The organism is Streptomyces aurantiaciflavus (assembly GCF_049808595.1).
GTDB lineage: Bacteria > Actinomycetota > Actinomycetes > Streptomycetales > Streptomycetaceae > Streptomyces.
In genome coordinates this window covers 365,271-377,037 of sequence record NZ_JBNCAQ010000001.1, presented here as the reverse complement: position 1 = coordinate 377,037, position 11,767 = coordinate 365,271, and the positions used below count along the sequence as shown (strand labels likewise).

Here is an 11,767-nt window from a genome sequence, read left to right as displayed (position 1 = left end):
CCCCGCAACTGATGTGCGGCCTGCGTCAGAGGCGCGACGAAGGGGCTGAACACCCCGTATTTCGTCAGGAGTTCAGCCCCTTCACGGGCACGCAGCGGCTACCAGATCGCCTCGACCCACTCCGGGTGGTCGATGAACGGGTTGCGGTTGTGCTGGTAGGTGTCGTAGATGACCTGGTTGCGGCGCTCCTCGAAGGCGCTGGGCGGGTCCGCCTCGTTCCAGGCCTTGAGGACGGAGAGCTTGCCCATGTAGGGGTTGCTGCCGTTGTTGACCTTCTCGTTGGGCTCCAGGTCGGCGAAGCCGTCGTCGCCCTCGTAGCGGACCGCCATGTAGAGGATCATGCGGGCCACGTCGCCCCGGTCCGCGGCGCGCGGCGCGAAGGAGTCGGAGTCGACGGTGCTGCCGCCGCCGTTGGTGACCGCGCTGCCGCCGTTGTCGAAGTCCAGGTTGCCGCGGATGCTGTTGACCTGGACGTCGCAGGCGCGCAGGTGGTGCAGGTCGGTACCGGGGCCGGTCACCTCGCCGAAGTCGCCGTGGGACTTGGCCCACGTGTGCTCGCGGTTCCAGTCGCCGACGTCGCCGCCGTTGAGGGACTTGCTGCGCGAGACGCCGCTGTACAGCAGGATCACGTTGTTGCTGTTGTTCGGGTCCTGGTCGGTGACCTTGAGGGCGTTCCAGACCGCGGAGTACGAGATCTTCGTCTGGCTGCTGATGATGGTGTGCAGGGCCGACTTGAGGCTCGTACCCGTCTTGCCCACCGCGTTCTTGTAGTACGTCGAGTCGTACGCAGTCGTGGTCGCCGCGGCGGGGGTCGCGGTGAGCGCGGGAGCGGAGAGGCCGACCAGGACGGCAGTGGTGGCAAGCGCCACCGACTTCCATCGGCGTATGCGTGTCGCCAGCATGTGGGGTGTCCGATCTACGCGGGTTGATGGGAGGCGGCAATCGGGAGCGTGACATGGACATGCGGCCGTGTAAATGGACTGCGCGTGTCCATTGGGTGACCGGAAGCGGCAAATCGCCCCTTGTCTACGCGAGTTGACAGTCACAACGGCCCCCGACCGGAAGGTCGGGGGCCGTTGGGGACGGATCGTCAGCTGACGTCCGACGGGTCCAGACGGTAGATCGACGAGCTGGAGGAGCCGGAGGAGCCCGACGCGCCCGAGGCCGAGTCGGAGGTCGAGCCCGAACTCGACGACGCGTTCGAGCTGTACTCGCTCTCCTTCACCGCCGTCCCGTTCTTCTGCACCCAGGCGGTGATCTCCTGGTTCAGGCTGCTGTTGCCGCCCATACCGCCGCCGCCGAGCTGGATGTAGTGCAGCTCGCCCTTCTTCACCAGTTCCTTGAGCTTCGCGAGCGTCATCGCCTGGTCGGAGCCGGTGAAGCCCCACATGGAGATGACGGGCTCGCCGGTGCTGAGGATCATCTGGCCCGCGCTCTGCGAGTTGGACACCGCGATCAGCCACTTGGCGCCGTCCTGGTGCTTCTCCAGGTACGAGACGAGCCGGCTGTCGGCGCCGCCCATGCCGCCACCGCCCATGCCGCCGCCCTGGCCGCCACCGGGGCCACCGCCGATGCCGTCGGCTGCGCCGCCGGTCCCGCCGCCCGGAGCCGTGTTGTTCTCGGTGCCGCCCTGGAGGCCACCGCCGGGGAACTCCCCGTTCGTCCCGCCTTGCCGGCCGCCCTGGCCGTTCGGCGCGCCGCTGGGGGTACCGCCGCCCTGCGGAAGTTCGCCGTTGCCGCCGCCGGGGAACGCGCCGTTCGCCTGGCCGCCGCCCTGCTGCGTGCCGCCGGGCATCTGGCCACCGGGACCGCCGTTGCCGCCGCCGAAGCCGCCCCGGCCGCCGCCGGGACCGCCCATGCCGCCCCCGGTGGACGGGCCCGCGGTGGGGTTGGTGCCGCCCATGCCGCCGCCGGCGGAGGAGCCGAAGGCCGGTGAGGCGGCGTACGCCGCCGGGCCCGCGAGGGCCGCCACGATCGCCGCGGCGACGGACACGCCGAGCAGCCGGACCCTGGTGCCGGAGCCGGCGGACCGGAAGACGAACAGGCCCACGATCGCGAGGACCATGACCACGCCGACGACCGGCCACAGCCAGGTGTTCCAGCCGGTGGCCCGGCGCAGCAGCACGATCGCCCAGACGCCGGTGACCGCGAGCCCCGCGGGCAGCACCCACGACCAGCGCGCGTCACCGCTGCGGAAGGCGCGCCACAGCATCACACCGGCGCCGCCGCACAGCGCGGCGATGCCCGGGGCGAGGGCGGTGGTGTAGTACGGGTGCATGGTGCCCTCGGCCATGGCGAAGGTCAGGTAGTGCAGCACCAGCCAGCCGCCCCACAGCACCAGCGCGGCACGCGTGACGTCGGTGCGCGGGGCCCGCCCGCACAGCACCAGCCCGCCGACGAGCGCGATGCCCGCGAAGGGGATCAGCCAGGAGATCTGGCCGCCGAGGATCTCGTTGAACATACGGCCGATGCCCGCGGTCCCGGCGAAGGTGCCGCCTCCGCCGCCACCGCCACCGCCGTTGCCCTCGCCGCCGAGGACCCGGCCCAGACCGTTGTAGCCCATGATCAGGTCCCAGGCGCTGCCGTCGGTCGAACCGCCGATGTACGGGCGGTCGTCGGCGGGCACCAGGGACACGGCCGTCGCCCACCAGAAGCTGGAGACGGCCAACGCCACGGCGGCGAGCGCCAGGTTGACGACCTTCTTCCGCCACCCCAGCCTCGACGCGTACACGTATACGGCGAAGACGGCCGGCAGGGCGATGTAGCCCTGGAGCATCTTGGTGTTGAAGGCGAGGCCGAAGCACACCGCGGAGCCGATGAGCGGCAGCAGCCTGTCGTCGCGCGTGGCGCGCAGGGCGAGGGCGGCTCCGCCGACCATCAGGAGCACGAGGATCGTGTCGGGGTTGTTGTCCCGGTTGATGGCGACGGTGATCGGCGTCAGCGCGAGCACCAGCGCGGCGACGGCGGCCGCCGCGTGCCCGAACACCCGCTTCACCGACGAGTGCAGGATCCAGATCGTGCCCAGCGCCGCCGCGATCTCCGGCGCCATCATCTGCCAGGTGCCGAATCCGAGGATCTGGCAGGACAGGCCCATGATCATGAGCGCGAACGGCGGCTTGTCGACGGTGATGAAGTTCCCGGCGTCGAGCGAGCCGAAGAACCACGCCTTCCAGCTCTGCGTACCGCTGTAAACGGCGGCGCTGTAGAAGCTGTTGAGGCTGTTTCCGGAGAGATTCCAGCCGTAGAGCACCGCCGCCAGGACCAGGATCGCGATCAGCGCGGGCAGCGACCAGCGCGGGGCCTTGTCCGGCGGGGGTGTCACCGGCGCCGACGCGGAGGCCGTCGGCGGCGGCCAGTCGGGGGACACGGTCGTGTGGGGGTGTGGATCGGTGGCAGATGTCACCCGGGCATCGTGCAGAGCGGGCGTGAGCGCGCACTGTGCCGTACCTGGCACCCGCCTGTGAAAACGCGTGAGGCCGGCAGCACCCTCGGCCCGGAGTGGGGCCGCTTCGACGACGTGAACTCGTCGTGCGCCGTTGGCAAGGTGCACGCCAAGACCGGCACCCTGACCGGGGCCATCGCGCTGAGTGGCCTCACGCAGGGCAAGGACGGCAAGTCAACTCCGGCGCAAGTTACCGGAATTGACTTCTCCCGTGACGCCGTCACGAACAGGGTTCCTGGAACATCCGTACAACTCTCGGTCGTTTGTGTGAGTCAACGAGGCATGACTCACCGGACCAGAAGAAGCAGAAGACTGCTCGGCGCCGGGCTCACCGCCGGCGTCCTCATGACCGGCGTGGCCGCCGCCACTCCCGCCGCGGCCGTCACCCCCACCGTCAGCTGCACCTCCGCCGAAGCCGGTCTGGCGGCCAAGCTGAAGAAGGACATCACGGCCGCTCTTGCCAACCGCAAGGGCACGGTCGCCGTCGGCCTCTACGACCGCAGCACCAACACCACCTGCACCCTGCGCGCCTCCACCGCCTACGACTCGGCCAGCGTCGTCAAGGTGACCGTCCTCTCCGCGCTGCTGTGGGACGCGCAGAAGCACCACCGCGCCCTGACGAGCCGTGAGAAGACCCTCGCCACGGCCATGATCACCAAATCGGACAACGCCTCCACCTCCACCCTGTGGAGGCAGCTCGGCGTGACGAAGATCAAGGGCTTCCTCACCGCGGCCAGGATGACGCAGACCAAGCCGGGCGCGAACGGCTACTGGGGTCTGACCCAGATCACCGTCACCGACGAGCAGAAGCTGCTCAGGCTGCTCACCGCCAGGAACGCGGTCCTCACCGACGCCTCGCGCTCGTACGTGCTCAAGCTGATGGGCCAGGTCGTCGCCTCCCAGCGCTGGGGCACCCCGTACGGCAGGCCCGCCGGTGTCTCCTGGCACGTCAAGAACGGCTGGCTGTCGCGTGCCACGCACGGCTGGCGGGTGCACAGCGTCGGCACCTTCAAGGGCGGCGGCCACGACTACCACATCACCGTCCTCACCCACGGCAACAGCACGATGAACTACGGCATCACGACCATCCAGGGCGTCGCCAAGGTCATCCACCGGGACCTCGCGGCCTCCTGAGACCGAGCGGCGGCCTCGGGGCCTCGCGGTCTCCTGAGCCCTCGGGACCTCCCCGCGGCCTTTTCCCGAGCCCGCCCGGGGGATCGTCCGGAACCTCGCGGCCTTTCTGAGCCCTCGGGGATCCTTAACGGCGCGTCCTACCGGCCGTCACCCGCCCGCCCTACGGTGACCGCCATGCGCCTGCGAACCGTACTCGCCACTCTCACCGCCGGCCTGGCGGCGGCCACCTGCCTCTCCGCCGCCGGGCCCGCGAGCGCCCAGCAGAACCGGGCCTGTTCCCCCACGGTCTCCGTCGACGGCTTCTCCGACGCCCTCGACAAGACCACCTACGCCGGCACCTTCGTCGGCAACTTCTCCGCGCTCGCCGTCGACGGGGACGGCTCGCTCGCGGCCCTCTCCGACCGCTCGGCCCTCTTCGACCTCGACGCGAAGACCCTCGTGCCCAGGGCGGTCGTCCCGCTCGCCGACGAGAGCGGCGCCGCCCTCGACTCCGAGGGCCTGGTCGTCGAACCCGACGGCACCCGGCTGATCACCTCCGAGACCGAGCCGTCCATACGCCGGTACAGCCCCGCGGGGAAGATCCTCGACCGCCTCCCCGTCCCCGACGCCCTCCGCGTCGCCCCGGCCGGGCGCGCCGTCTCCAACGGCACCTTCGAGGGGCTGACCCTGCTGCCCGGCGGGCGCACCCTGCTGGCGTCCATGGAGTACGCGCTCTCCGGCGACACCGCCGGCATCGTCCGCTTCCAGACCTGGAAGCGGACCAAGGACGGCCGCTTCGCCCTCGCCGCCCAGTACGCCTACCGCACCGACGCCGGCCTCGGCGTCCCGGAGGTCGCCGCCACCCCCGACGGCCGTCTCCTCGTCCTGGAGCGCGGCTTCACCGCCGGCGTCGGCAACACGGTCCGCCTGTACCTGGCCGACCCGCGCCGGGCGACGGACACGAGCGGCATCGACACGCTGACCGGCCAGGACGACGTCCGCCTGATCAGGAAGACCCTTCTCGCGGACCTCGTGAACTGCCCGTCACTCGGAGCGACCGCCCAGCAGCCCCAGCCGAATCCCCTGCTGGACAACATCGAGGGCATGGCGATCACGGGCCGAGCCAAGGGCCGCCTGAAGGTGCTGCTGGTCAGCGACGACAACCAGAACGCGGCGCAGACGACCCGGTTCTACGACCTGCGCGTGCGCGTCTGACCCCTCCGGGTACGCCCCCGCCCCGCGCCCCCGATTGTTGCGGAGGGATGAAATCCGCTTACCTCCGCGTTGGTGCCTTCTGGAAGATCAGGACGAACGGGAGGCACCGGCGTGGCAGCGCAACAGGGGGACAGGCGAGGCTGGGCGCACAGGCTCGCGAGGTACGCGTGGCGTCACCCGGCGGATGTGGTCCTCGCCCTCGGCTCCTCCCTCGCCGGCATGGCCGTCATGGCGGTCGTCCCGCTGATCACCAAGGTGATCATCGACGACGTGATCGGCGACCACAGCCGTGCCATGGCCCCCTGGGCGGGCGCCCTGATCGGCGCGGCCCTGCTCGTCTACGTGCTCACCTACGTCCGCCGCTACTACGGCGGCCGTCTCGCCCTCGACGTCCAGCACGACCTGCGGACGGAGATGTTCGGGACGATCACCCGGCTCGACGGCCGCCGCCAGGACGAGCTGTCGACCGGGCAGGTCGTCGGCCGGGCGACCAGCGACCTGCAGCTCATCCAGGGTCTCCTCTTCATGCTCCCGATGACCATCGGGAACTTCGCGCTCTTCCTGATCTCCCTCGTGGTCATGGCGTGGCTGTCGCTCCCGCTCACCCTCGTCGCCCTCGCCGTGGCCCCCGCCCTGTGGTGGATCGCCAAGCGCAGCCGCACGAAGCTGCACCCCGCCACCTGGTACGCGCAGGCCCAGGCCGCCGCCGTCGCCGGTGTGGTCGACGGGGCCGTCAGCGGTGTCCGCGTGGTGAAGGGCTTCGGGCAGGAGGAGCAGGAGACCGGGAAGCTGCGGGAGGTCGGACGCAGGCTCTTCGCCGGGCGTCTGCGCACGGTCCGGCTGAACTCCCGGTACACCCCGGCCCTGCAGGCCGTCCCCGCCCTCGGGCAGGTCGCGATGCTCGCGCTCGGCGGCTGGCTCGCCGTGCGCGGACACATCACGCTCGGCACGTTCGTCGCCTTCTCCACCTACCTCGCCCAGCTCGTCGGGCCGGTCCGCATGCTCGCCATGGTCCTCACGGTCGGCCAGCAGGCCCGGGCGGGCACCGAACGCGTCCTGGAGCTGATCGACACCGAGCCGACCCTGAAGGACGGCACCAAGGACCTCCCGGCCGACGCCCCCGCGACCGTCGAGTTCGACGACGTCTCCTTCGGGTACGACGACGACCACCCGGTGCTCCAGGGGCTGTCCTTCGAGATCCGCCCCGGCGAGACCCTCGCCGTCGTCGGCTCCTCCGGCTCCGGCAAGTCGACGATCTCGCTGCTGATGCCCCGCTTCTACGACGTCACCCGGGGCGCCGTCCTGATCGGCGGCCACGACGTCCGCGAGCTCACCCTCGACTCCCTGCGCGCGGCGATCGGCCTGGTCCCCGAGGACTCCTTCCTCTTCTCCGACACCGTCCGCGCCAACATCGCGTACGGCCGTCCCGACGCGACCGACGAGGAGATCGAGGCCGCCGCCCGCGCCGCCCAGGCCGACCGTTTCATCGCCGAGCTGCCCGAGGGCTACGCCACCAAGGTCGGCGAACACGGCCTGACCCTCTCCGGCGGCCAGCGCCAGCGCATCGCGCTCGCCCGCGCCCTCCTCACCGACCCGCGCCTGCTCGTCCTCGACGACGCGACCTCCGCGGTGGACGCCCGCGTCGAGCACGAGATCCACGAGGCCCTCAAGCACGTCATGGAGGGCCGTACGACCCTCCTCATCGCCCACCGCCGCTCCACCCTCAACCTCGCCGACCGCATCGCCGTCCTCGACGCCGGCCGTCTCGCGGACCTCGGCACCCACGAGGAGCTGCAGGAGCGGTCGGCGCTGTACCGGCGGCTGCTCACCGACCCCGACGAGCTGGGCGGAGTCTCGCCCGGCCACGCCGTCCCCGCCGCACCCCGCGAGGACACCTCCGTACGGGACGAGCTGGACGCGGAGTTCGACGCCGAGCGCGGGGTGACCCCCCGCCTGTGGACCGGGGACCGCGAGCCGAAGGACACCGCGCTCTCCGGTACGCCCGCCACGCCCGAGCTCCTCGCCCAGGTCGAGGCCCTCCCGCCGGCGACCGACACCCCCGACGTCGACGAGTCCCGCGCGGTCACGCCCGAGGACTCGTACGGCCTGCGCCGCCTCCTGCGCGGTTTCGGGCTGCCGCTCCTGATCAGCCTCGGCCTCGTCGCCGTGGACGCCGGTATGGGGCTGCTCCTGCCGGTGATGATCCGGCACGGCATCGACGACGGCGTCACACGGATGGCCCTGGGCGCCGTCTGGACGGCCTCCCTGCTCGCCCTGCTCGCCGTTGCCCTGCAGTGGGTGGCGCAGACCGGCGAGACCCGGATGACCGGCCGCACCGGCGAACGCGTCCTGTACGCCCTGCGCCTGAAGATCTTCGCCCAGCTCCAGCGGCTCGGCCTCGACTACTACGAGCGGGAGCTGACCGGCCGGATCATGACGAGGATGACCACGGACGTCGACGCGCTGTCGACCTTCCTCCAGACCGGCCTGGTCACCGCGTTCGTCTCGGTCGTCACCTTCTTCGGCATCATGGTCGCCCTGCTGGTGATCGACGTGCAGCTCGCCCTCGTCGTCTTCGCGACCCTGCCCCCGCTGATCGTCGCCACCTACTTCTTCCGCCGGGCCAGCGTGAAGGCGTACGAACTCGCCCGGGAGCGGGTGTCGGTGGTCAACGCCGACCTCCAGGAGTCGGTGGCCGGGCTGAGGATCGTGCAGGCCTTCCGGCGCGAGCGGGACGGCGGGGCGCGGTTCGCGGAGCGCAGCGACAGCTACCGCCGGGCGCGGATCAGGGGCCAGTGGCTGATCTCGGTGTACTTCCCGTTCGTGCAGCTCCTGTCGTCGGTGGCCGCCGCCGGCGTACTGATCGCGGGCGCGGGCCGGATCGACGCCGCGACCCTGACGACCGGCGCGCTCGTGGCGTACCTCCTCTACATCGACCTGTTCTTCGCCCCCGTCCAGCAGCTCTCCCAGGTCTTCGACGGCTACCAGCAGGCCACGGTCTCCCTGGGCCGCATCCAGGAACTGCTCCGCGAGCCGACGTCCACGAAGCCCGCCGACGAGCCGCTCGAAGTCCGCTCGCTGCGCGGCGAGATCGCCTTCGAGGACGTGCACTTCGCCTACGGCTCCGCCGACGCACCCGAAGAGGCCCTGACCGGGATCGCGTTGCGCATCCCCGCCGGCCAGACCGTCGCCTTCGTCGGCGAGACCGGCGCCGGCAAGTCGACCCTGGTCAAGCTGGTGGCCCGGTTCTACGACCCCACCTCCGGCCGCGTGCTGGTCGACGGCACCGACCTGCGCTCCCTCGACCTCACCTCGTACCGCCACCGTCTGGGCGTCGTCCCGCAGGAGGCGTACCTCTTCCCCGGCACCGTCCGCGACGCCATCGCCTACGGCCGCCCCGACGCCACCGACGCCGAGGTGGAGGCGGCGGCGCGGGCGGTCGGCGCCCACGAGATGATCGCCACGCTGGAGGGCGGCTACCTCCACGAGGTCGCCGAACGCGGCCGCAACCTCTCCGCCGGGCAACGCCAGCTGATCGCCCTGGCCCGCGCCGAGCTGGTCGACCCCGACATCCTCCTCCTCGACGAGGCGACGGCCGCGCTGGACCTGGCCACGGAGGCCCAGGTCAACCAGGCGACGGACCGTCTGGCGGGCCGCCGGACGACGCTCGTGGTCGCCCACCGTCTGACGACCGCCGCCCGCGCGGACCGGGTGGTGGTCATGGACCACGGCCGGGTCGCCGAGGACGGCACCCACGAGGAACTGCTCGCGCGCGGCGGGCGGTACGCGGAGCTGTGGCGAACCTTCGTGGGGGAGCCGGTCGGCACCTCGATCTGATCGCGAACCGCCGGCCGCGACGGGGGCGCGGCCGGCTTGCTCCCGCACTGCTCACCGCACAGGGCGCAACCATCCGCCCTACGCCCTGCGTCCGTACACCAGTACGGAGTTGCCGGTAGCGCGGGAGGGGCGGGACTGTGGACAGTGGTGCGATACGCCGGCGGTCGGCGGCCCTTCTGGCCGCGCTGATCACCTCCGTACTGCTCGCCCTCGCCGCACCGGGCACCGCCCAGGCCGCGCCCTCGTCCTGCCCGGGCCGGAAGGTGAGGACGCTGTCGTTCTCCACCGGCCAGGTGCTGATCTACAAGAGCGGCGGCTCGGTCTGCGCCATCACGTTCGCCAAGAACCCGGGCCCGCAGCGGAGGATCTCCGTCAGCCTGCAGGCGCGCGGCCACGTCGCCGTGGAGCGGGTGAGGAAGCACAGCCGCAGCTCCGTCCCCGTGACGGTCTACGTCGGACACCGCTCCGTGAAGGTGAGGGGCTCGGTGGGAAGCGGCACGTACACCTCCGGCTGGATCCTCTTCTGACGGGCTCCCGTCCCGGCATACCGCCCGACTTCGGGCCGACTTCGGGGTGACTTCGGGTTGTCTTGCCAACACCCCCTGGTGTGACGGGTGTTGCTCCGATAGCTTCCGGCGCACATCTGTCTCACAGGGAGGGTGCACGCGCATGCGCAAGGCGCTCAGATGGCTGCTGGCGCTCACCGTGCTGATAGGCACGTTGAGCACGGCGAGTGCGGCGACCGCCGCGGAGCCGGAGGCCACGGACATCAAGGACCGGCTTCTCGCGATACCGGGCATGAGCCTGATCCAGGAGAAGCCGTACCCCGGCTACCGCTACTTCGTCCTGAACTACACCCAGCCGGTCGACCACCGGCACCCGTCCAAGGGCACGTTCCAGCAGCGGATCACTGTGCTGCACAAGGACGTCAGCCGCCCGACGGTCTTCTACACCGGCGGCTACAACGTCTCCACCACGCCCAGCCGCCGTGAGCCCACCCAGATCGTGGACGGCAACCAGGTCTCCATGGAGTACCGCTTCTTCAACCCGTCCCGCCCCGACCCGGCCGACTGGTCCAAGCTGGACATCTGGCAGGCCGCGAGCGACCAGCACCGCATCTTCAAGGCCCTGAAGACGATCTACCCGCAGAACTGGATCTCCACGGGCGGCTCCAAGGGCGGCATGACGGCCACGTACTACGAGCGCTTCTACCCGCGCGACATGGACGGTGTGGTCGCCTACGTCGCCCCCAACGACGTGGTGAACAACGAGGACTCGGCCTACGACCGCTTCTTCGCCACCGTCGGCACCAAGGAGTGCCGCGACCGGCTGAACGCGGTCCAGCGCGAGGCGCTGGTGCGCCGCGCACCCCTGGAGAAGAAGTACGCCGAGTACGCGGCGGCGGAGGGCTTCACCTTCAACACCATCGGCAGCCTCGACCGCGCCTACGAGGCCGTCGTCCTCGACTACGTCTGGGGCTTCTGGCAGTACAGCCTGCTCTCGGACTGCGACTCGATCCCGGCGAACGCGGCGACCGCGACCGACGACGAGATCTGGACCTCGATCGACACGATCTCCGGCTTCTCCGCCTACACCGACCAGGGCCTGGAGACGTACACCCCGTACTACTACCAGGCGGGCACCCAACTCGGCGCGCCGACCATCCACTTCCCCCACATCGAGAAGAAGTACATCCGCTACGGCTACCAGCCGCCGCGCAACTTCGTCCCCCGGGACATCCCGATGAAGTTCCAGCCGTGGGCGATGCGTGACGTCGACACCTGGGTCAAGCACAACGCCCGCCACATGCTCTTCGTCTACGGCCAGAACGACCCGTGGGGCGCCGAGCCCTTCCACCTCGGCAAGGGCGCGAAGGACTCCTACGTCTTCACCGCCCCCGGCCTGAACCACGGCGCGAACGTCGCCGGCCTGGTCGCCGACGAGAAGGCCCTGGCCACGGCTCGGATCCTGGACTGGGCGGGCGTCTCCTCCTCGGCTGTGGCCCAGGCCAAGCCGCTGGCGAAGTTCGACGCGAAGCTGGATGTACGGGACGTGGAGCGGGAGCCGGCGCTGCGGCCGTGACTCTGGCTCTTCGGCCGTGACGGAGGGCTCGGCAAAGCCGGGCTCCGCCGTCACGGCCGAACCATGTTGCGGAGCGCC

General features: G+C 70.9%; 7 protein-coding genes and 1 pseudogene. 6 read left to right on the top strand and 2 right to left on the bottom strand.

The genetic code is table 11. The features are described from left to right. Positions 1-98: 98 nt before the first annotated feature. Together ACPT94_RS01640 and ACPT94_RS01635 are read right to left on the bottom strand one after the other, a co-directional pair. Positions 99-902, bottom strand: coding sequence for an endonuclease I family protein (locus ACPT94_RS01640; RefSeq protein ID WP_360336808.1), 804 nt, complete (start codon positions 900-902; stop codon positions 99-101). Positions 903-1,090: 188 nt separating this feature from the next. Beyond that, positions 1,091-3,403: a mannosyltransferase YkcB-related protein gene (locus ACPT94_RS01635; protein ID WP_425244888.1), complete on the bottom strand. Its 2,313-nt coding sequence runs from the start codon at positions 3,401-3,403 to the stop codon at positions 1,091-1,093. On the opposite strand from ACPT94_RS01635, the pseudogene ACPT94_RS01630 reads away from it, so the two are divergent. The 6 genes and pseudogenes from ACPT94_RS01630 to ACPT94_RS01605 all read left to right on the top strand — a co-directional run. Continuing rightward, positions 3,374-3,607, top strand: a pseudogene (locus tag ACPT94_RS01630) (D-alanyl-D-alanine carboxypeptidase); the annotation flags it as partial. The gene ACPT94_RS01635 and the pseudogene ACPT94_RS01630 overlap by 30 nt on opposite strands. A gap of 117 nt (positions 3,608-3,724) precedes the next feature. After that, complete coding sequence (locus ACPT94_RS01625; RefSeq protein ID WP_360336993.1) at positions 3,725-4,576, top strand: serine hydrolase; 852 nt, start codon at positions 3,725-3,727, stop codon at positions 4,574-4,576. 174 nt (positions 4,577-4,750) lie between these two features. Further along, entirely contained in the window at positions 4,751-5,770 is a 1,020-nt protein-coding gene (locus tag ACPT94_RS01620) for an esterase-like activity of phytase family protein (RefSeq protein ID WP_360336804.1), read from the top strand. Between the two features lie 111 nt (positions 5,771-5,881). Beyond that, on the top strand, positions 5,882-9,607 hold the full coding sequence (locus ACPT94_RS01615; RefSeq protein WP_360336802.1) for an ABC transporter ATP-binding protein: 3,726 nt from the start codon (positions 5,882-5,884) through the stop codon (positions 9,605-9,607). 137 nt (positions 9,608-9,744) lie between these two features. After that, positions 9,745-10,134, top strand: a complete 390-nt coding sequence (locus ACPT94_RS01610; protein ID WP_360336800.1) for a hypothetical protein — start codon at positions 9,745-9,747, stop codon at positions 10,132-10,134. Positions 10,135-10,276: 142 nt separating this feature from the next. Then, positions 10,277-11,689 carry a S28 family serine protease gene (locus tag ACPT94_RS01605; protein ID WP_360336798.1) on the top strand — a complete coding sequence of 471 codons (1,413 nt, stop codon included), beginning with the start codon at positions 10,277-10,279 and terminating at the stop codon, positions 11,687-11,689. Positions 11,690-11,767 lie beyond the last annotated feature (78 nt).